This is a genomic window from Bradyrhizobium sp. Pha-3 (assembly GCF_042258615.1).
In the GTDB taxonomy this organism is placed as follows: domain Bacteria; phylum Pseudomonadota; class Alphaproteobacteria; order Rhizobiales; family Xanthobacteraceae; genus Bradyrhizobium.
In genome coordinates this window covers 7,708,373-7,728,135 of record NZ_CP170152.1, presented here as the reverse complement: position 1 = coordinate 7,728,135, position 19,763 = coordinate 7,708,373, and the positions used below count along the sequence as shown (strand labels likewise).

At 60.2% G+C, this 19,763-nt stretch carries 16 protein-coding genes and 3 pseudogenes; 10 read left to right on the top strand and 9 right to left on the bottom strand.

Translation table 11 applies throughout. The annotated features are described in order from the left end of the window. Window positions 1-32: 32 nt before the first annotated feature. Window positions 33-125, bottom strand: a pseudogene (locus ACE10Z_RS36150) (IS6 family transposase); the annotation flags it as partial. Between the two features lie 90 nt (window positions 126-215). Between ACE10Z_RS36150 and ACE10Z_RS36145 the strand changes: the two are divergent. Next, window positions 216-322 (top strand): annotated as a pseudogene (locus tag ACE10Z_RS36145) (ATP-binding protein); the annotation flags it as partial. A 951-nt stretch (window positions 323-1,273) separates the two neighbouring features. On the opposite strand, the gene ACE10Z_RS36140 reads toward ACE10Z_RS36145, so the two are convergent. The 5 genes and pseudogenes from ACE10Z_RS36140 to ACE10Z_RS36120 all read right to left on the bottom strand — a co-directional run bounded on the left by ACE10Z_RS36140 (window position 1,274) and on the right by ACE10Z_RS36120 (window position 6,566). After that, a complete protein-coding gene (locus ACE10Z_RS36140; RefSeq protein WP_375784976.1) occupies window positions 1,274-2,236 on the bottom strand; it encodes a hypothetical protein in 963 nt (320 codons plus the stop codon). Window positions 2,237-2,614: 378 nt separating this feature from the next. Beyond that, complete coding sequence (locus tag ACE10Z_RS36135; RefSeq protein WP_375784975.1) at window positions 2,615-3,331, bottom strand: toll/interleukin-1 receptor domain-containing protein; 717 nt, start codon at window positions 3,329-3,331, stop codon at window positions 2,615-2,617. A gap of 792 nt (window positions 3,332-4,123) precedes the next feature. After that, window positions 4,124-4,699, bottom strand: a pseudogene (locus ACE10Z_RS36130) (anthranilate synthase component II); the annotation flags it as partial. Next, on the bottom strand, window positions 4,696-6,090 hold the full coding sequence (gene pabB / locus ACE10Z_RS36125) for an aminodeoxychorismate synthase component I (protein WP_375784974.1): 1,395 nt from the start codon (window positions 6,088-6,090) through the stop codon (window positions 4,696-4,698). The pseudogene ACE10Z_RS36130 and the gene pabB, both read right to left, overlap by 4 nt. A gap of 116 nt (window positions 6,091-6,206) precedes the next feature. Further along, window positions 6,207-6,566, bottom strand: coding sequence for a Dabb family protein (locus ACE10Z_RS36120; RefSeq protein WP_375784973.1), 360 nt, complete (start codon window positions 6,564-6,566; stop codon window positions 6,207-6,209). Window positions 6,567-7,168: 602 nt separating this feature from the next. On the opposite strand from ACE10Z_RS36120, the gene panD reads away from it, so the two are divergent. Both panD and ACE10Z_RS36110 read left to right on the top strand, forming a co-directional pair. Further along, entirely contained in the window at window positions 7,169-7,522 is a 354-nt protein-coding gene (panD, locus tag ACE10Z_RS36115) for an aspartate 1-decarboxylase (protein ID WP_375784972.1), read from the top strand. Window positions 7,523-8,058: 536 nt separating this feature from the next. Then, on the top strand, window positions 8,059-8,694 hold the full coding sequence (locus tag ACE10Z_RS36110) for a dethiobiotin synthase (protein WP_375784971.1): 636 nt from the start codon (window positions 8,059-8,061) through the stop codon (window positions 8,692-8,694). Between the two features lie 123 nt (window positions 8,695-8,817). Here ACE10Z_RS36110 and ACE10Z_RS36105 read toward each other — a convergent pair whose 3' ends face one another. Continuing rightward, a complete protein-coding gene (locus tag ACE10Z_RS36105) occupies window positions 8,818-9,714 on the bottom strand; it encodes a LysR substrate-binding domain-containing protein (RefSeq protein WP_342709782.1) in 897 nt (298 codons plus the stop codon). A gap of 108 nt (window positions 9,715-9,822) precedes the next feature. Between ACE10Z_RS36105 and ACE10Z_RS36100 the strand changes: the two genes are divergently transcribed. The 5 genes from ACE10Z_RS36100 to ACE10Z_RS36080 all read left to right on the top strand — a co-directional run bounded on the left by ACE10Z_RS36100 (window position 9,823) and on the right by ACE10Z_RS36080 (window position 15,563). Then, window positions 9,823-10,572, top strand: a complete 750-nt coding sequence (locus ACE10Z_RS36100) for an SDR family NAD(P)-dependent oxidoreductase (protein WP_375784970.1) — start codon at window positions 9,823-9,825, stop codon at window positions 10,570-10,572. A gap of 24 nt (window positions 10,573-10,596) precedes the next feature. Continuing rightward, window positions 10,597-11,448 (top strand): transketolase, encoded by an 852-nt coding sequence (locus ACE10Z_RS36095; protein ID WP_375784969.1) that lies wholly within the window; start codon window positions 10,597-10,599, stop codon window positions 11,446-11,448. Continuing rightward, window positions 11,445-12,455 carry a transketolase family protein gene (locus ACE10Z_RS36090; protein WP_375784968.1) on the top strand — a complete coding sequence of 337 codons (1,011 nt, stop codon included), beginning with the start codon at window positions 11,445-11,447 and terminating at the stop codon, window positions 12,453-12,455. Before ACE10Z_RS36095 ends, ACE10Z_RS36090 begins: the two co-directional genes overlap by 4 nt. Before the next feature lie 193 nt (window positions 12,456-12,648). Then, on the top strand, window positions 12,649-13,674 hold the full coding sequence (locus tag ACE10Z_RS36085; protein WP_375784967.1) for a TRAP transporter substrate-binding protein: 1,026 nt from the start codon (window positions 12,649-12,651) through the stop codon (window positions 13,672-13,674). Then, window positions 13,671-15,563 carry a TRAP transporter large permease subunit gene (locus ACE10Z_RS36080; RefSeq protein ID WP_375784966.1) on the top strand — a complete coding sequence of 631 codons (1,893 nt, stop codon included), beginning with the start codon at window positions 13,671-13,673 and terminating at the stop codon, window positions 15,561-15,563. Before ACE10Z_RS36085 ends, ACE10Z_RS36080 begins: the two co-directional genes overlap by 4 nt. A gap of 44 nt (window positions 15,564-15,607) precedes the next feature. Here the strand turns inward: ACE10Z_RS36080 and ACE10Z_RS36075 are convergent, their stop codons facing one another. Further along, complete coding sequence (locus ACE10Z_RS36075) at window positions 15,608-16,030, bottom strand: SMP-30/gluconolactonase/LRE family protein (protein ID WP_375784965.1); 423 nt, start codon at window positions 16,028-16,030, stop codon at window positions 15,608-15,610. Between the two features lie 640 nt (window positions 16,031-16,670). Continuing rightward, entirely contained in the window at window positions 16,671-17,483 is an 813-nt protein-coding gene (locus tag ACE10Z_RS36070) for a FadR/GntR family transcriptional regulator (RefSeq protein WP_375784964.1), read from the bottom strand. A gap of 174 nt (window positions 17,484-17,657) precedes the next feature. Between ACE10Z_RS36070 and ACE10Z_RS36065 the strand changes: the two genes are divergently transcribed. Further along, window positions 17,658-18,623 (top strand): dihydrodipicolinate synthase family protein, encoded by a 966-nt coding sequence (locus ACE10Z_RS36065; RefSeq protein WP_375784963.1) that lies wholly within the window; start codon window positions 17,658-17,660, stop codon window positions 18,621-18,623. A 26-nt stretch (window positions 18,624-18,649) separates the two neighbouring features. After that, window positions 18,650-19,762 (top strand): BMP family ABC transporter substrate-binding protein, encoded by a 1,113-nt coding sequence (locus ACE10Z_RS36060; RefSeq protein ID WP_375784962.1) that lies wholly within the window; start codon window positions 18,650-18,652, stop codon window positions 19,760-19,762. Window position 19,763: the final 1 nt, after the last annotated feature.

Sequence of the window (19,763 nt, the reverse complement as noted above, 5' to 3'; positions counted from 1 at the left end):
CCAATCTGGCGGTCTTCGTCGTATGCGTACCTTAAGAGAAACCGGAAATACAACCAAACCGCATAGCTGATCATTTCCGGTGAGAAGCGATGGCGGAGATAAAGAGGGACCCGGGCAGTCCGCATGGCCGGTCGTCTACCCCATCGGCCGCTCCAATCTGTTAACTTGACTTTACCCTCCCGCGGCTTCTCACCACAAAATGGAGACCAAGCCACATGATGACCATGCCGAAAATTGAACGTTGCCTGCACAGCTGCGCCTGTCAGGCGTCCGAGACACGCTGCAGACGCGCGTGCTGCAGACGCAGAGCGCCAACCAGCCCGCGGCAGGTTACCGCAGGATGTATGCGCGGCTTGCCCTCAGTGCGGCTGTGTGGCGCCTCATGGTTCGCTAGGGAGCGCTCACATGGGCCCCACCCGCAGTCTTGGGGGCGGCCCTCGAGAAGGCTGCGAGAGTGCGTCTTAACCCCCTTCGTCCGTACCTTGCGCGGCCCTAGGTGCCGCCCCTCTTGTTTGAGATCAAAACACTGCTGGCGCGAACTGCGCTGGGTAAGACCGCGGGCGCCCGATGGGCCACAACTCTCGATAGCGGCTTCGATCGAGGGGTCCTTTCAAGGCCAGTTACCCGAGCTGTTTCGCCAATCTCTGAGCCGTTCACGGCTCAGCAAAGGCCGAAAACGCCGTCGCGAGATATGCCGATCGTGCGCGGTCCCGCGATCCCGGCAGGCTCGTCCCGTCGGTAGGACTCGGTGAGATTAAATCAACGGCGACACAGCGCCGTCGTCGGGGAAGCGCAGCGGGCTTACTGTTGAAATTACATCGGCCGGGTCTGCACGCGTCACCGCGCGCACACATTCAACGCGCGCGCGGACCACTCTCGGGCAATGTGGCTCTCGTCGGTATCGAGATCAATGTCAGCAACTTGACGCTACACGCCGCGACGAAGTGCCTGCACAGCCTGCGAATTCACTTCGGCACGCGATTTGCGTTCTTCACGGCATCATCAGCAATCGCAGGGCGGTGGTCTTCGGGACGGACTCGGCGCGCGTCGCTGTTAGCGTCTGGTCCGCTCTGACGGTTTGTCTATCGCTGCCTGATGACAGGGTGGGCGAAGTGATCCGGCCGGAAACGAATGTGGACTGGAAAGCATTCCGGCGCGACCTGAAAGGTGCGCGGAAGCGGTGAAGGTAAGGGGCGCGAGACGCATCTAGTAACAACAGCCGCCTTCCGTCGTCACTTGATGGTCTTCCGTTCACGCAGGATCTTCATAAAAGTCATATTTGAATCTCTGTTGTCCCAAGCGGCCTTAATGTGTGTTGTGAGCCGGGGACGATCATGTTCGATCGTGCTAACCCATAAGTTTGGGTCGTACTCATAAACGCGGAGCATGTTATCGACATCGAAGATGGCTCGCGTCCTTTTGACCTTATGAGTGCAATAGGTTTATCCTCAGCGATGCGCAAGCCAAGTTCAAATAGGACATTCGGGTTGTTTTCAGTGAGATCTGCGACGACTAGATCGGCGTCGAGTAACTGATTTACGATGGTCGCATGGATAACGTTACTACCTTCACGATTAGCTGTTATGACCTCAAATCCTGCGTCGCGCCCAGCGGGCGCAATTAATGCCTTCAGAACCTCGTCGAAGAATCCCTTTGATCGGGACGCTTCTCGCTCACCAAACGGCATGATCGCGAAACACCTAAAGCCGCTATTGTTGGTTGGCTCGGCGAGCACTACCGTACCGGTATCGTCCCGGACGCGTCCCGGCGCCCCATCGTCCGATCGCCGATCGTCTGAAGTAAAGCCAGCGCCGATGCCAAGATAGGTGCAGTTCTCTCGAAAAAGCCGCGAGAACTCCTCGTGCAAAGATGGGTCAACCGGCATGCCAACAAACATGTATTCCTTGACTGCTTGGGCGAAGTCATAAATGTAGTTCTGAAATTCGGCATCGTTTCCGAATTCGACGGCATCGGTATCAAAGCAGTGCTCTTTGCTGTGAAACAGCACTCGGCTGATCTTCGCTGGACCGAGGCCCGTGTTCGCGACGACAATCGATGCCGTATCCGTATCAGATACAGTCTGAAGAACCGGACGAAGCATTAGCTCCTTATATGCCCGGTCCTCTTGCTGCGAATTTTCAGTGTATCGGAGCGATAGGACGGCCACGAACAGCGAGCAAACGGCTACAACGATCGAAGCTAATGGAACGGCATTTGTTCTCAAAAAGTTGGTCATGTGCGCGCTGGGTGGGCTTGATCTGACGGTCATCATCGTCCACTAAGTATGCGCGACCATAGATCGAGCAAAGCGGGCACGACAACTAGTCTTTTCGTCCGCCTACGCACCACTTAGTTCGGCAAGGGCCGCGCCGTGACCTGAAACAGGATCTTAGCTATACCCTGTCGTCGGAAGCTTGGAGTGTGGTGGTGAACTGCTTCTTGTCATAGTCCATCCAACGACAATGGATGATGTAGGTCATGGCCGTAGATTCCTGAGATGTGGACAGTGTTGGGTCAACGGTGGGTCGCTAACCGAATCGTCTCCACGTGCACCGGCATTGCCCGCGCCCGGACCGCTTGTGCGGACGCAGCACCGGCCATCCTGGCAATGGAGCTAGAGGGTGACCAGCTCGGCGAGCTTGGCCGCGACGTCGGCCATCGACATTTCTGCGGTCTCCAAGCCGTTTCGCGAGGCGAGCATGGGGCTGACTTCACGGAGAGCTTCGTACGTTGTGTTATGCACGATGGGAACGAGTTGGTCTCGCGCTAGGAGTACCGAAAGCTCCTTGTCTGCGACGCCCGCTGCTGGGAGGCGCTTCAGCAGCGCAGGGGTCACGAGCACGATCCCGATCCGCGACTTCGCCAAGCCTTTGTCGATAGCGCGGAGAAACGGCTCGCCGAGGCCAATATCATTCTCGCTGAACCAGACCGAGACATTGCGTGCCACGAGCAGATCGCACAGCTCCTTAGCGACCCCCTGCCGGTCGTCCCACGCGTGGCAAAGAAAGATGTGCCGAAGGTCCGGCAGGGACGCTCGCTTCTCGACAGTGTCGCGGATTGGGGTGAGCGCCCGTACTTCCTCGGGCGTGTAAAACTGAGACGAGCCGGCTCCTGACCACCGTGGTTTTGTGCTGCGGCTGGACCTGCCGCCGCTGCCTCGGCCGCCCCCGCTGCTCCCCGACGAGGAGTAGGACGGGGACGAGTACGGCGGGGGCGAGTACGACCGGTAGCCGCTGTAACCGCCGTAGCCGCCACGGCCACCACATGCGGGGCATTCCGCTCTAGCGCTCGCTGTGCGATGGCCTCTTACTGGTGCTGTGCATCTAGCCATTTAGTCGATTTCCTCAGAATCTGGGCTCGCGAAACGAACCCAGTACGCTCGCGCGTCGAGGGGCTTCGCGTCTCGTCGAATTGAGCACCTGGGAGAGGCGCTCACTCCAATACAATTCTCACCTTCACGCTGCGGGACAGTTCGCGATTAATGCGATCCTTGACCCGACGGACCGTAAGAAGCTGCAATCTGGTTCGGGTCCTGCCGCTGATAGTCTTGCCACCAATCTTGAAACTGTAGCGCCATACGCCTGGCAAGGCTTCTTGAATGCTGAAATGTACGCCTCTGTGCTGCATAAATGCCGGTTTACCCCGATCACACACGTTGTCTCTTTCGGCGCCTCATCGGTTCAGCGCAGATTGATCTATGAGAACCTTAACGTAACAAGAAAACCGCCGATCCAATATGGACCGGCGGCCAAGTCAAGGGAGGAAACGCCCGCTAGGGCAGCGGTAGTGAGACTACCGCAAGGCACCGCCAATCGCTTGGCGGATCTCGAATAAGAAGTTTGCGACAAGGCCAGAGGATGATCCGCCAATTCGTCGAATGGAGATGAGGCGGTGAGCGACAACATTGATGGCTCAGATAATTCAATTGAGACGGCACGAAAAGAAAAAGTTGGGTACGCAGCGTACCAATTGACCTCTTTCGCTTTCTCGTTACCTCTTCAAGAGGTCAGAGCTGTTTAGCGCCACGTTGTGCCGAGCCAAATTCATTTAGTTTGCAGCTTGCGATACGCTCGTGCGGATTAGGCTGCCACGTGCGCGACGAAGTCTCCGATCCCCACGCTGGGAAACTCTCTGCCAATTGCAAGAAATTTATAAGTAGCACGTGACCTTGTTGAGTCAGTACCGACTCTGGGTGGAACTGTACGCCATAGGTTGGGTGATACCGATGTGCCAAAGCCATGATCTCACCTTCATCCGAACGGGCTGTCACCATGAGATGCGGCGGGCCTGATTGATCGAGTTCGACCGCGAGAGAATGGTAGCGTCCAACAGAAAGTGGAGACGGGAGTTCCTTGAACAACCCTCGACCGTCATGCGTTATGTGCGAGGACCGGCCGTGCATGGGACGACGTGCACGCGCCACGCGTCCGCCGAAAACGCTGCCAATACACTGGTGTCCGAGACAGATGCCAAGAATTGGGACACGACCCGAAAGTTCGCGTACGACGGCAGTGGATATCCCGGCTTCCATGGGCGTGCAGGGACCGGGAGAGATGATGATTGCGCGCGGCTTGAGCGCAACGAGGTCGGTAAAGCTGACCGCGTCATTCCGCACCACTGCCGTCTCCGCACCAAGCTTGCGGAAATAGCGAGCTATGTTGAACACGAAGGAGTCGTAATTGTCGATGATGAAGATCAAAATGCACCAGATACCTCGGAACCAAAAGCGTCAAAGAGCCGCTGTGCTTTAGCAAGCGTCTCCTCATATTCGGCCTCGGGGTTCGACATCGCCGTTATTCCACCGCCCGCATGAAACCGAGCAAGATCGTCGTCGATCGTCACCGTGCGGATCGCAATGTTCGTGTCCATGTGTCCATTGAATCCGATGAAGCCGATCGCTCCGCAATAGACCTCTCGCGCCACTTTCTCGACGTCCGCAATGATTTCCATTGATCGCACCTTTGGAACACCGGTCACGGAGCCGCCCGGAAAGCAGGCGCGGAGCAGACTGACTGCGTCTTGATCTGCAGCAAGTGCGCCTTCGACGATCGAGACGAGGTGGTGTACCGAGGCATAGGATTCGAGGTTACATAGTGCTGCAACCTCGATCGAATTGTCTGTACAAACGCGTGACAGGTCGTTGCGCAGCAGGTCGACGATCATAATGTTCTCGGCACGATCCTTTTCGGAGGCAAGAAGGATTTCGGCGCGGCGCCGATCTTCGGCGGGATCAGCAGAACGCGCGATTGTGCCCTTGATGGGACGCGTTTCGACCTGTCGTCCGTCAAGTTTCAGAAATCGCTCCGGAGAGCTCGATGCGATCGTCAGCTTGTCGTAGCGCAAGAGGGCTGCAAAGGGCGCCGGGTTCAGTGACCGGAGCTGGCAATAGAAGGTGAGCGGATCGAACAGGGGCGACACCCTGGCACTGAAGCATTGCGCGATGTTCGCCTGGAATATCTCGCCAGCCAGAATCAACTCCACGACGCGCTGGACCGTCGCCATGAAGCCTTCACGGCTAAAGTTGGAATGCCATGTGCCTGCCTTGCTCGGGATTACAATCCGCGGCAACTTTGGCCTGGCAAGCAATGCTGCAAACTCGTCGGCGCGACGACGCGCACGCTCGGTTCGCCGAGCGGGGTCCCGCTCCGGCCATCCGGTCGAGACGATCCAGCACCTGTGGTCCCGGTGATCGAAGCTGACCACCACGTCATAGAAATGTAGAATCGATTGAGGCAATCGGAGACCAGGAATTGACGGAGCCGGCAGCCGCTCCAGTGTTCGGTTCAGATCGTAAGCAAGGAAGCCGGCAGCGCCGCCCTGGAACGGCGGGAGATCGGAACGATGCGCTTCTCGGTATCTGGCGAGGAGGTCGCGAAGAACCGCCCATGGATCGCCCGCAAGCGCCTCTGCATTCCAACTTGCCTGCCCATCGGCGACCAAATAGGTGCCGAACGGTTCGCAGGTCAGATATGAGTAACGCCCAAGCAGCTCATGCCCTGCCGCGCTATCGAGAAAGGTAAGCTGCGGCCGCTGCGCAAGGCATCGCAGCGCCTTGACAGGCTCAATCCACTGCAACTCGCGGACGTGCATGGGGCTATCGGTTGCCGACGACCAGCAGGCTGTGAAGCCGGCTCCGATCGTGGTCCCGTCGCGAACAAGGGTTATTTCCGTCCGACACGTACAAAGCCTCGAGGCTGATCATCAAGCTAGCCGCGGCCCTCTGGTCGGCTGCGTCGAGCAACTTGGTTTAACCCTGCCGTCCCAGCGAAATGTACATCTGTTGATAGCTCGTAGTCAGCGGCAAACCGCAGCTCGCGAAGTGGCCGGACGGACCGGATCGCTTCTCGATACAAATCGTGCGTTTTGTACGCAGCGAGTTCCGTCTCGCTGTCGAACTCACCGTACACCACGACGTCGATCTCATTGCCGAGCTGATCGCTCTTGCGGTTGCGCGCAATCTCGAGCCGGCGTGCATATGGGATTGAGGTGAGAACCGATAGACCTTCGATGATTTGGTCGATACCGGCCTTATCCTTGGCTGTGAAGAAGACAATGTGACGGATCATGGTGGCCGCAAACGTGACGCCGCAACTTGGGTTGCGTTCTTATATCGGGATCAAGCCCAACGCAATGCTGGTAAGGCGTGGGCAGCAGGAGGGGTGTTCGACGCTTCGTGCGACGCCCCCGGCCTTTGCAGCAGAAGCTTGCAGAATTTCTACTTGAGTTGGATGTCGGAGGTGCCCGTTGCCCCAATGGCCTGAATGTGGCGCACGAACAGGAATGGTGATCGGAAGCGGTCGTCAGCCGCTGGTATTCGCTATCGCGAATACCATTGTGAAATTCGCAAGCTGTCGTCGATCTTTGTTCGCAAGCAGCCGCGTCATCGCACAGGGCGCCGAAAGGACGTTCTGAAAGGCAAGGCGACGCACGGCTGGCCGCGACCGTCCGGATCATGGTGCCGGAACGCGTGGCGGGCACTCCCGCCGCTCGGCAGTACATGATCGACGAAAGTGCCGCGCTATCTTGGTCGGCGACTTGCTTCTGACCTGCAAAATTCCCTAAGCCGACCACCACGCAATGCTGGGCCGGAACGGGATCGGGCCGCAACCTTGCTCGAACTAAACGGAGCAGCAGGTGCCCTGGGCACAGACTTCAGGATGGGCGATCCATGCAAGTTACACTGATGAACGGAAAAATCCATCGCGCCTCGGTGACCCAGGTCGATCTGCACTATGAAGGCTCGATATCGATAGATCGTACGCTGCTGGATGCGGCGGGATTCCTGATCAACGAACGCGTCGAAATCTACGACGTCGAAACGGGAGTACGGTTCGCCACCTATGTAATTGAGGCCCTGGAAGGCTCGGGCACCATAGGTCTAAATCGTGCTGCCGCGCGACTAGCAATGACCGGGGACAAAGTCATCATCGTTGCATACGCCTCTTTTGACGCGGCGGAAGCCAGAGCATTCAAGCCGCGGGTTGTGCTGGTTGATCGGGAAAATCGGATCTCACCTACCTGAAAGGGAAAGCGCCTCGTTATGTCAATGACAGCAAACCAAGCGACCTCAGCCACGAAACGTGCAGCTGCTGTTCGAATCGTACCGTTCTGTATCTACTGGGATACATCCTGCCGGACATGAATGCCTTCGTCCGATCCGGACAGTATTTGCGCGCCGATAACAATCTTGACCTGTCAAAACCCATGAGACGCAACTCAGAGGGGCGCGATGGCATGCAAGGCAAACTTCTATGGTTCAACGGTATGCGGGGCAGGCCCTTTTTTTGGCCAGGCGCTGTGGCTGCGAACGTGATGAGTGTCTTGCATAAATTGTGCTGCCGCTGTTTGGCGTTAGGCGAGTGGAAAATTGGTGGTAAGGGCGCTGAGCAGGCGTTGCTCGATCGCCGTGCGCCGATCGTAGGCTGCCGATTGTCCCAAGTGTAAGACGGTCTCCTCGACTGGCACGCCATTTGTGAATTTCACGGACACGAATGTCGCGGAGGGTGACGTGCGCACAATGCTGGATACTCTGATCGAGGAGACAAGAGGTCAAGCGCGATGAGCCAGCAGCGGATTGTGGTGGCCGGTACGGGCACCGGCATCGGAAAGACGGTTTTCTGCGCCGGGCTCGTCAATCTCCTCGGCGCGAATTTTTGGAAACCGATCCAGGTTGGCCTTGAAGGAGAGACCGACACCGAGCGCGTCGCTCGGCTTGGCAGTCTGCCATCCGATCGCATCGTGCGCGAGCGTTACCGACTGCAAACGGCCATTTCGCCCCACTATTCCGCGGAGATTGCCGAGGTTCGCATCAACACGGATTCGCTCGACGTGCCGGACACCGCAGGACAGCCGCTCGTGATCGAGGGGGCCGGCGGACTGATGGAGCCGCTGAATTGCGGCACGCTTTACATTGACGTCTTCGAGAGATGGCGGCTTCCCGTCGTGCTGTGCGCGAGCTCTGCTCCGGGGACAGTCAATTATTCACTGCTTTCCATAGACGCGCTCCGAAGACGTCAGATCGACATTCTCGGAATCGCCTTCGTTGGCGAAAGGAATTCGGATGCTGTGAGGGCAATTTGCGAGATCGGCCGGGTGCGGTGGTTGGGGCGACTGCCCTGGATTGCTCCTTTATCGGCAGACACGCTGCAGGCCGCGTTCAAGGCCTCCTTCCGCCGCGATGATTTCAAGCCATGAGGCTAAAGAAGAAATCGTCGACTTGGCTCCGTTCACGCAACACGCGCTTCAAGGATGAGAGCGCAAGCGCCTAGCGAATAGCGGGCTCAGGTGCTTTCGGTAAGGCACGACCAGGCTTGCGTCTCAGTCCGAGGAACGAGCGCCTTCGCCGCCGAGTTGCGCCACGAGCCAATCTGCAAAGGCTCGTACTGCCGATCTCTGTCGGCTGGCGCGCGGGTAGATCAGGCGGTGACCAACGTAGCGGATATCGTTAGCGCGTCCTGCCAGCGGAGCGACCAATCGTCCGCTCGCCAGTTCCCGCTCGGCCAGGAGGGTTGATTCCAGCGCTACGCCCAATCCCTCCGCAGCCGTCGCAATCGCAAGAAAGCTCCGGTCGAATCTCATGCCGTGAAGCGCAGGTGCTTCCAACCCGTTCGCGGTGAACCATTGGTGCCACTGCACCCGCTTCACGTCGGAGCGGATCAGCGTCTGATCGAGGAGATCGGCAGCCTTTCGTATCGATTTTGCGAGGGCAGGGGAGCAGAGCGGCGTGACCGTCTCCTCCGGCAGAGGAATAATTTCGACACCTTCCGCGCGCGGCGGACCGTAGACGATATCGATATCGAAATCATCGTTGCTGAAGCGCGCATAGTCCGTGCTTGCAGCCAGCCGAACCTCGAGCTTCGGGTAAGCAGCGAGAAACTGTGCGAGACGGGGCGCCAGCCATTGCGCGGCAAAGCTGGGGGCGGAATGGACGCGCACCAATTGTGGTCCGCGCGCGGCAACTTCCTCAAGCCCACGGCGGAGCTGATCGAATGCCGCTCCCGTGTGACGCATCAGGTTCTCGCCGGCCGGCGTGAGCCGCACGGATCGTGCGCTGCGCTCGAACAAAACGGTCCGAAGCGTGCCCTCCAGCTTGCGGATCGCGTGACTGACGGCGCTTGGCGTCAGGTGAAGCTCATTCGCCGCATCGCGAAACGATCCGGTGCGGGCGGCCGCTTCAAACGCACGAATTGCCGATATAGGGACATTCGACAGCATGCCATAAGTGAACCAGATTCATCGATCCGTGACAACTGCGCGCTTGTCCGTTGATGCTCGGCGGGTCATTTCTAAACGCCAAGGAAGAACAATTTGCGGGAGGAATAGATGCTGCTCAGCGGTAAGACGGCCATCATTTCGGGCGCGGCCTCGCCGCGGGGGATTGGGCTTGCCACCGCCCGGCGGTTCGCCGCCGAGGGCGCTCGGGTCGCCATTCTGGATATCGACGCCGGCGCTGCGGCGGATGCTGCGGCATCGCTTGGAAGCTCCCACATCGGGCTAGGGTGCGACGTCGCCGACAAATCGTCCTGCGAGCAGGCGGTGGCCCGCGTGATCGAATTCTTTGGCGGCATCGATGTTTTGATCAACAATGCCGGCATCACCCAGCCAGTGAAGTTCCTGGAGATTTCGGCGGCCGATTGGGATCGCATTCAGGACGTCAATCTCAAGGGCATCCTGTTTCTCTCCCAGGCCGTGATCCCGCATATGCGCGCACGGAAGTCCGGATCGATTGCATGCATGTCGTCCGTCTCGGCCCAGCGCGGCGGAGGAATTTTTGGCGGCCCGCACTATTCGGCCGCGAAGGCCGGCGTGCTTGGTCTCGCCAAGGCCATGGCCCGTGAGTTCGGCCCGGACGGCATCCGCGTCAATTGCGTCACGCCCGGCCTGATCGGCACCGATATCACCGCGGGCAAGCTGACCGACGAGATGAGGGCGAAGATCCTGGAAGGCATTCCGCTCAATCGTCTCGGCACGGCGGAAGACGTCGCGGGCATCTACACCTTCCTGGCCTCGGATCTCTCCGCCTACGTGACCGGTGCGGTGATCGACGTCAACGGCGGCATGCTCATCCACTGAGCCAGCAAGACAAGGGCCAGATCGATGGAAACCTCGACCAAGACGCTTACGAATACGCCCAAGCTGGCGGACCGCGCCTACAATATTCGCCGCAATGCGCTACGCATGGGTGAAGTCCAGGGCCAGGGCTATATCGCGCAGGCGCTCGATATCTCCGACGTTCTCGCCGTGGCCTATTTCCATGCGATGCGCTACCGGCCGGAGGATCCGTCCTGGGAGGGACGCGACCGCTTCCTTCTCTCAAACGGGCATTATGCCATCGCGCTCTACGCGGCCTTGATCGAGGCGGGGATCGTCCCCGAAGAAGAACTCGAAACCTATGGCAGCGACGAGAGCCGCCTGCCGATGTCGGGCATGGCCTCCTACACACCCGGAATGGAAATGTCGGGCGGTTCGCTCGGGCTTGGGCTCAGCATCGCCGTCGGCATGGGCCTGGGGCTCAAGCGCAAGAAATCCGAGGCGCGGGTGTATACCTTGTTTTCTGATGGCGAGCTTGACGAAGGCTCGGTCTGGGAGGCGATCCAGTCGGCGGGCCACTACAAGCTCGACAATCTGATCGGCATCGTCGACGTCAACAATCAGCAGGCGGACGGTCCTTCCACGCAGGTTATGGCGTTTGAGCCGCTGGTCGACAAGCTTCAGGCCTTCGGCTGGTTCGTGCAGCGCATCAATGGCAACGATCTTGATGCCGTGGTTGCCGCCTTCGACGCCGCCAAGTCCCATCCCGAGCCCAAGCCGCGGATGATCGTCGCCGACACGCTGATGGGGAAGGGTGTTCCCTTCCTCGAGCAGCGCGAGAAGAGCCATTTCATCCGCGTCGAGCAGCACGAATGGCAGCTCGCGCTCGCCGCGCTGGAAGCCGGGAGGCAGGCATGAAGACCGTCAGATCAGCACCGCAACCGGGCAAGCCGCGCCTGACCACCTCCGCCATGATCGCCTCGATCGCGGCCGAGGGACAGAAGACGAAGTCTGCGCCCTTTGGACACGCGCTCGTCGAGCTCGCACGCGGTCGTCCTGATGTGGTCGGCATGACGGCCGATCTCGGCAAGTACACTGACCTGCACATCTTTGCGAAGGAATTTCCGGACCGCTATTACCAGATGGGCATGGCCGAGCAGCTTCTGTTCGGCGCCGCCTCCGGCCTTGCCGCCGAAGGCTTCATGCCATTCGCGACCACTTACGCTGTGTTCGCATCGCGGCGGGCTTACGACTTCATACACCAGACGATCGCGGAGGAAGACCGCAACGTGAAGATCGTTTGTGCGTTGCCCGGCCTGACCTCGGGCTACGGTCCTAGCCATCAGGCCGCGGAGGATCTCGCGCTGTTTCGTGCGATGCCGAACATGACGGTCATCGATCCCTGCGATGCCCACGAAATCGAGCAGTTGGTGCCTGCCATCGCGGCGCATCAGGGGCCGGTCTACATGCGCCTGCTGCGCGGCCAGGTGCCGGTCGTTCTGGACGAGTATGACTACAAATTCGAGCTCGGCAAGGCCAAGCTGGTCCGTGACGGGAAGGACGCCATGGTCATCTCGTCTGGCATCATGACCATGCGTGCGCTCGAGGCCGCACAAACCTTGAAGGACGACAGCATCGATATTGCGGTGCTGCACGTCCCAACCATCAAGCCGCTCGATACTGAGACGATCTTGCGTGAAGCCGGCAAGTCGGGCCGCCTTGTCGTCGTTGCCGAGAACCACACAACGATTGGTGGTCTCGGCGAGGCCGTTGCCGCACTTCTGATGCGGTCAGGCGTCCATCCGCCTTTCCGCCAGATCGCATTGCCCGACGAATTTCTTGACGCCGGCGCACTTCCGACCCTGCACGACCGCTACGGGATTTCAACCGCAGAGGTCGCACGGCAGATCAAGCGCTGGCTTTAGGTTACCGGCGCTAAGCGCCCATCGAGCCAAGCCCGGACGAGGAGCTACGCCCGTCACATGTTGCGGCGGCGAGCGATTGCCCCTGCCCAACTGCCGGTGATCGAGAGCCGGCAAGCGAAGAACCCGCAAAGCTGCACGCCGGCGTGCGCTGATGCAGAGGGCAGCAACGTCAATGAAGCACCAGGAGGAAAGCATGACTGCATCGAAGCCCGGAAGCATCAGCCGCCGTTCGCTGTTGATGGCGGCCACAACTGTACCTCTCTGCGGGATTCTGACCCGTCCGGCGTCCGCGGCCGAGTTCGCGTACAAGTTTGCGACCGGACAGGATCCGACGCATCCAGTGAATATCCGAGCCCAGGAGGCGATCGACCGCATTCGCGAAGCGACCAGCGGCCGCCTGGAGATCAGGCTGTTTCCGGCCAACCAGCTCGGCTCCGACACCGAGCTTTTGACCCAGGTTCGCAGCGGCGGCGTCGAGTTCTTCAACCAATCGTCCTCGATTCTTGCCACCCTGGTCCCAAGTGCGGGCATCGTGAACACCGGCTTCGCATTCGCCGACTATGACAGCGTTTGGAAGGCGATGGATGGCGATCTCGGCACCTACATCCGGGCGCAGATCGCCAAGACTCCGATCATGGCGGTGTCAAAGGCCTGGGACAATGGCTTTCGTCAGGTGACCTCGTCCGGCCGCGAGGTGCGAACGCCGGATGATCTGAAGAACTTCCAGATCCGCGTTCCACCCGCACCATTGCTTACTTCGCTTTTCAAAGCACTTGGAGCCGGGCCGACTCCGATCAACTTCAACGAGGTCTATTCCGCGCTGCAGACCAAGGTCGTCGACGGCCAGGAGAATCCGTTGCCGATCATCGCGACCGCGCGTCTCTATGAAGTGCAAAGCACGTGCAGCCTGACCGGGCACGTCTGGGACGGTTACTGGATCCTGGGCAACAAGCGCGCCTTTGAGCGCCTGCCCAAGGACCTGCAGGGGATCGTGACGCGCGAGCTCGATCGCTCCGCGGTCGATCAGCGGGCCGACATCGCAAAGCTCAGCCAGTCCCTGCGCGCCGATCTGTCGACCAAAGGGCTCAAGTTCATCGACGTCGATCGTGCCGCTTTCCGCCAGGCGCTGTCCAAGACCAGCTTTTACGCCGACTGGAAGGGCAAGTTTGGCGAGGAGGCATGGTCTCACCTTGAAAAAGCCGCGGGCCAACTATCATGACCAGCGTGATCCATACACCGCGTGTCGACGGCAGGTTGACACCCGGCACGTCTCAGGCGACCTCGCGCAGATGGGTGGTGAGGGCCAACACCTTACTTGGCTACGTGGTTGCGATCCCGGCCGCATTGCTCGTGGTGGCCGAGATCGCGGTCCTGTCCGCGGGCATCGTGGGCAGATACGTGTTCCGCTCGCCGATCGTCTGGTCCGACGAGCTCGCCGGCATTCTCTTCCTCTGGCTCGCCATGCTCGGATCCGTGATTGCGTTCCAGCGCGGCGAGCATATGCGGATGACCGCCATCGTGGGCGTTCTCAGTGCGGAGGCTCGCGCGTTCCTGGACGTCGTGGCAGCAGCAGCGTCGCTGGCATTTCTCGTGCTCGTCGTTTGGCCGGCCTATGAATTCGCCGCCGACGAGGCGTTCGTCACGACGCCGGCACTCGAGATCGTCAACACCTGGCGGGCGGCAGCGCTACCGATCGGGATCGGGCTGATGCTGATCGCAGCCGTCCTCCGGCTCATTCGCATCTCGAGCCTGCGAAGCTTGCTGGCCTCCCTGGCAATCGTCGCCGGCATCATCGCGACGTTCGTTCTGCTTGCTCCAGTCTTGCAACCACTTGGCAATCTGAATCTTCTGATCTTCTTCGTTTTCGTGGTCGGGGCGATGGTCTTTGCGGCCGTGCCGATCGCGTTCGCATTCGGCCTCGCCACGGTCGGCTATCTTGCCCTGACAACCAGCACGCCCGACGTGGTGATGATCGGACGGATGGATGAGGGCATGAGCCACCTGATCCTGCTTGCCGTGCCTCTCTTCGTCTTTCTCGGCCTTCTGATCGAGATGACGGGCATGGCGCGCGCCATGGTCAGCTTCCTGGCAAGCCTTCTGGGCCACGTCCGCGGCGGGCTGCACTACGTGCTGGTCGGGGCGATGTATCTGGTCTCGGGTATTTCCGGCTCCAAGGCGGCGGACATGGCTGCGGTGGCTCCGGTCCTGTTTCCCGAGATGCGGCAGCGGGGGGCCAAGCCCGGCGATCTCGTTGCGCTTCTGGCGGCAACCGGCGCGCAGACCGAGACGATTCCCCCGTCGCTGGTTCTGATCACGATCGGCTCGGTGACCGGCGTGTCGATCTCGGCGCTGTTCACCGGCGGGTTGCTCCCGGGTGTCGTGCTCGCAGTCATGCTCGCAGCCGTGGTGTGGTGGCGATACCGCCGCGAGGACTTGTCCCACGTCAAACGGGCGACGGGGCGGGAGATCGGCCGCGCCTTCGTCATCGCGATACCGGCGATCGCCTTGCCATTCGTGATCCGGACCGCCGTCGTCGAAGGCGTCGCGACGGCAACGGAGGTCTCGACCATCGGCATCCTGTACTCGGCCTGCGCGGGCTTGTTCATCTATCGCCAGTTCGACTGGCGCCGCATCTATCCGATGCTGGTCGAGACGGCCTCGCTGTCGGGGGCGATCCTGCTCATCATCGGCGCGGCGACGGGCATGGCCTGGGCGCTGACCCAGTCGGGATTTTCTGCCTCTCTTGCAAAGTTCATGACCAACCTTCCCGGCGGAGTCCCTGTCTTCCTGGCCGTGACGATCGTGACCTTCGTTATCCTGGGCAGCGTGCTGGAAGGGATCCCGGCCATCGTCCTGTTCGGCCCGCTCCTGTTCCCGATCGCACGGCAGGTCGGAGTGCACGACGTCCACTACGCGATGGTGGTCGTTCTCGCCATGGGCATCGGGCTGTTCGCGCCGCCGTTCGGCGTCGGCTATTACGCGGCCTGCGCCATCAGCCGCATCAACCCGGACGAGGGCATGAAGCCGATCGTGGGCTACATGATCGCGCTCTTGATCGGCACACTGATCGTCGCAGCCGTGCCCTGGCTATCGATCGGATTCCTCTGAGTCTCGGCGGGGTGCCTCGCGGGACAAGACCGCGAGGCATCTGGTCAGGCGAATTTCGGCAGATGCAGCGGCAGTCCTTCGCAGGGCATATCGATCTCCTCGACCTGGCCCTTGCCGACTTCGGTGACACGCAGCTTTTTGCCATCGAGGGTAAAGGCACAATTCGTCGGCTGTGGTCCATCCAGGATCAGACGATCGGCCACCTCACCCTGCCGGTCTAGCACCGTCACGCTCTTCTGGTTATAGACCGTACAATAAAGCCGACCGTCCGTGCCAAAGGCCATGCCATCCGGCCCTTTGGAGTCGGGATTGGAATCAGGCTGCAGGACGTTGCCGAAGACCACCCGTTTCGTCGCGGCTTCGCCGAGCACGTCGTATCGGTAGATCTCGCCGGTGAAGGGCGCGTTGGCATAGAGGTGATTGTCGGGACCGAAAGCAATGCCGTTGGTGAAGCGGATTGCGATCAAGCACGCGTACGACCTTCATGGCCGCCGGATCGATCTCATACACACGGCCGTCCCAATCAAGGTCCATATAGCCGTCGACGAAAGCCTGGCCGTTGATGAAGTCCTCCGCGGCCATGCCAGAGTCGGTCATGTCGAGCAGTCCGTTCGGGCCGAAGCAGAGATCGTTTGGAAACAGGAAGCGGTCCGCACCTTCGCCCTGCATGCGCCGGATCTCGTTCCCACCTTCGTCGATGCAAATCAGCGCCCGGAGGCCTGCTTCCGCGGCCCAGATCCGCCCGTGGCCATCGGTCGTCAGTCCGTTCGGACGACCGCCCGTCGTCCGGATCACCCTGCGATTACCGCGAGGGTCAAGCCGCGTAATGCAAAGGGTCGACGCGGACATCTCCGTGACATACATCGATCCATCCGGCAGGCACACCGGACCCTCGGTCGCAGTCGACTCGTCAATTGCTCGCGCGCAGCGCCAGCGTGCAGAAGCGAGATCGCCGCCGAGCATAAAGATCCGCCCGCTCCCGGCGATCAAGACAGTGCCGACGTACGGGCGTTCGCATTTGTCGCCATTACCAAGACAGGCGGCCTAAAGCTTCGACAAGGTGCCAAAGCGCGACCTCACCGGGTGGTGCTGGGTCGGCAAACCTCGTTAGGAGAGCGGTCGCGGGCGCGGCGCCATTTCCGAGTCGAGGATCAGTCGTCCATCGAGTCGGCCGTCCAGACGCTTCACGTACTCGGAAGCCTCTTCCATATGCGCCTTCATGAGCGCACGCACGCGCTCGCTGTCTCTCGCGCGAGCGGCTTTCGCGATCTCACCGTGAAACTTGACGTTGGCGCAGCCGAATTTCGCGTGTTCTCCCGGCGGGGTCTGCGTGCTGAAGACAACCAGACGGCGGAGCATCTCGTTGATCAACTCGCACGCGAAGCGAAGAAAGGGATTGGGGTTTGCGGCAGCCAGGATGTCGTGAAAATCCAGATCTGCCTGACGTTGCCGAACGAGACGAGATGGTTCGTGAGACGTCGGTTGGCAGGTTTCGATGTTGTGTTCCAGAGCATCGAGTTGTTCGTCGGAGAGAAACGGAACCGAGCCGGCGGCCAATTCCGGTTCCAGCAATCGCCGCGCCGCATAGATGTCCTCCATGCTGACCTCTTTGAAGAACAGGTAGTTCTGCAGCAGTTGAAACGTGCGCTCGAGCGGCACCTCGATGATCGTCGCCCCGCCGGTAGGGCCGGTGCTGACCGTGATTAATCCTTGGACTTCAAGCGATTTTAGCGCCTCGCGGATGGTGCTCTTGCTGACCGAAAACAGCCGCTGAAGCTCCTTCTCCATCGGAAGCTTGGCGCCCGGGCGAAGATTTTTCTGTGTGATCAACTGCTTGATCTCTTCGGTAACGAGATCGGCCCGCTTTTGAATTTTCAGCCGCCCGGGCGGCTTCGGCATTTTTTCCAGTTCTATCGCCATCTGAATTCTCCAGATCGATCAATGGGTTCCTTGGCAGTTCCCGGCGGGTCAAGCGCGGGCCCTGCGAAAAAGAACCGACTCGTCGATTGACACTTCTCCCATAACGGGCATATTCATGCAAATCCGGTTTATCATGATAAATAGAATGAACCGGCCAGCGAGCGGGAAACGAGCATGGTGATCGGGCCAAATATTCCTGAAATCTGGGCAGCGATTCACACGCCTTTCGACAACTCCGGGGCCATCGACGAGGCCGGGGTTCGCCGGAATGTCCGCCACTACATCGCAGCTGGCCTCGCGGGAGTGTTCTGCAATGGACTGATCGGCGAGGTCTGGTCGCTCACGTTGCAGGAGAGGAAGCGCGTTATCGAAGTGATCGCCGATGAGGCCGGAGGCCGTCTCGGGATCTCAGTGGTGATCTCGGGTCCTTCGGTTGAAGAGACCGTCGAGCTTGGCGAGCACGCGCGTCGGCTTGGCGTCAGTCATGCAGTGCTGATGGTCCCGACCTCCGGCCCGCGATCCCCCGCGCAGCAGTTCGCGTATCTGCACCACATCTGCACACGTCTGGAGATGCCGATCGTCATCTTCAACGCCCGAACCGCTGCAGGCAGCCCATTGGATCCTGCCGTTTTCACGCAGCTTTGTTCGCTGCCCAACCTCAAGCTGCTGAAGACCACCGGCAATGCAGCCGAGAACGCTGCGCTTCGCCAAGCCGCGCGCAATGGCGTGCTCGTCTCCGATCCTCTGGAAGAAAACTTCTTCAGCAACATGCAGGGCGAAGGTCAGTCGATCCTGTATGCTGACCCTGAGCCCTACCTGTACCAACGCGGGGACTTTCGGCCGATCGCGAACTACGTGGCGCTGCTGGCGTCCGGGCAAACGGAAGAGGCGGCGCGCATTTGCGCGTCACTCGCATCGCAACGGGTCGTCTTCAACAAGTGGATCATGGACCCGCTGAAGAGCGGTCATATGCCGAACGCGGCGGTCAAGCACTGGTGCGATCTGATTGGCATTGCCGGTGGCGCCGTGCGCTCGCCCGTCACGCCTCTGTCCGCCGCCGAGCGGAGAGAACTGGAAGCAGACCTCGTCGCATGTGAGGCGCCAGGCCTGCTCTCTGCCGCCGAACGAACCTCGTCGTAACCTGCTGATCATCCAGGGAGAGAAAAATGACATTGAAACCCTTCGACCGTCGCTCGTTCCTTCAGATGCTGGCCGCTGCCGGCTCCGCACCATTCGTTCTCGATATTGCGGCTGCGCACGCGGAAACGCCGCTCACGATCGGGATCCTCTATTCCGGTTCAAAACAGGATTATGGCTTCAACCAGTCTCATGCGCAGGCCGCAGCCGCGCTGAAGAAGCTACCCGGCATCAAGGTGGTCGAAGAGGAGCGCGTTCCCGAAACAATCGCCGCCCAGCGCAGCATGGAAGGCATGATCCGCCAGGATGGCGCTCAGCTCATCCTGGCGACGTCCTTCGGCTACTTCAAGCCCCACGTTCTGGAGATGGCGGCCAAATATCCGGATGTCACCTTCGCTCACACCGGCGGCGTCTGGACGGCGGGCATGGCCGAAAACATCGGCACGTTCTACGCCTACATTTTCGAGGCGCAGTACATTTCGGGAATCATCGCGGGCCACATGACAAAGAGCAAGAAGCTCGGCCTCGTCGCTGCGAAGCCGACACCCAATCTTCTGCGAAGCATCAACGCGTTCGCGATCGGCGCCCGTTCGGTCGATCCGGCCATTCAGGTGCAAGTCATCTTCACGGGCGATTGGGTGCTTCCGGTGCGCGAAGCAGAGGCGACCAATACGCTCGTCGACCAGGGCGCCGACGTCATCGCGGCCCAGGTGGACAGCCCGAAAGTGGTGATCGAGACGGCCGAGAAGCGCGGCGTCATGTCGTGCGGCTACCACTCGAGCCAGGCGGATGTCGCTCCCAACGGCTATCTCACGGGAGCCGAATGGAACTGGATCACGCCGTATCTTGTGTATGCCGGCAGCGTCCGGGGCGGCAAAAAGCCCGAGCACTATCTGCGTGCCGGCATCTCCGACCATTTCGTCAAGAACAGTCCTTTCGGAAAGCTCGTCACGCCCGAGGCCCGCGCGGCGGCCGAGAAGGCAAGAGCAGACCTTATCGGCGGCACGCTCGTGGTCTACAGCGGCCCGCTCAAGGACAACAAGGGTAACGTCGTCATCCCTGCCGGCGTCATGCAGAGCAGCAATGACCGCGCGCTCGACGGGATCAACTACCTCGTTGAAGGCATCATCGGCCAAGTCTAGG

Coding starts and splice junctions, on each gene's coding strand:
- pabB (WP_375784974.1), bottom strand. CDS start 6,090: ATGCACGTCCGCGAGTTGCAGTGGATTGAGCCTGTCAAGGCGCTGCGA.
- ACE10Z_RS36100 (WP_375784970.1), top strand. CDS start 9,823: ATGCTGCTCAGCGGTAAGACGGCCATCATTTCGGGCGCGGCCTCGCCG.
- panD (WP_375784972.1), top strand. CDS start 7,169: ATGCAAGTTACACTGATGAACGGAAAAATCCATCGCGCCTCGGTGACC.
- ACE10Z_RS36120 (WP_375784973.1), bottom strand. CDS start 6,566: ATGATCCGTCACATTGTCTTCTTCACAGCCAAGGATAAGGCCGGTATC.
- ACE10Z_RS36080 (WP_375784966.1), top strand. CDS start 13,671: ATGACCAGCGTGATCCATACACCGCGTGTCGACGGCAGGTTGACACCC.
- ACE10Z_RS36090 (WP_375784968.1), top strand. CDS start 11,445: ATGAAGACCGTCAGATCAGCACCGCAACCGGGCAAGCCGCGCCTGACC.
- ACE10Z_RS36085 (WP_375784967.1), top strand. CDS start 12,649: ATGACTGCATCGAAGCCCGGAAGCATCAGCCGCCGTTCGCTGTTGATG.
- ACE10Z_RS36140 (WP_375784976.1), bottom strand. CDS start 2,236: ATGACCAACTTTTTGAGAACAAATGCCGTTCCATTAGCTTCGATCGTT.
- ACE10Z_RS36135 (WP_375784975.1), bottom strand. CDS start 3,331: ATGGCTAGATGCACAGCACCAGTAAGAGGCCATCGCACAGCGAGCGCT.
- ACE10Z_RS36095 (WP_375784969.1), top strand. CDS start 10,597: ATGGAAACCTCGACCAAGACGCTTACGAATACGCCCAAGCTGGCGGAC.
- ACE10Z_RS36110 (WP_375784971.1), top strand. CDS start 8,059: ATGAGCCAGCAGCGGATTGTGGTGGCCGGTACGGGCACCGGCATCGGA.
- ACE10Z_RS36065 (WP_375784963.1), top strand. CDS start 17,658: ATGGTGATCGGGCCAAATATTCCTGAAATCTGGGCAGCGATTCACACG.
- ACE10Z_RS36105 (WP_342709782.1), bottom strand. CDS start 9,714: ATGCTGTCGAATGTCCCTATATCGGCAATTCGTGCGTTTGAAGCGGCC.
- ACE10Z_RS36060 (WP_375784962.1), top strand. CDS start 18,650: ATGACATTGAAACCCTTCGACCGTCGCTCGTTCCTTCAGATGCTGGCC.
- ACE10Z_RS36070 (WP_375784964.1), bottom strand. CDS start 17,483: ATGGCGATAGAACTGGAAAAAATGCCGAAGCCGCCCGGGCGGCTGAAA.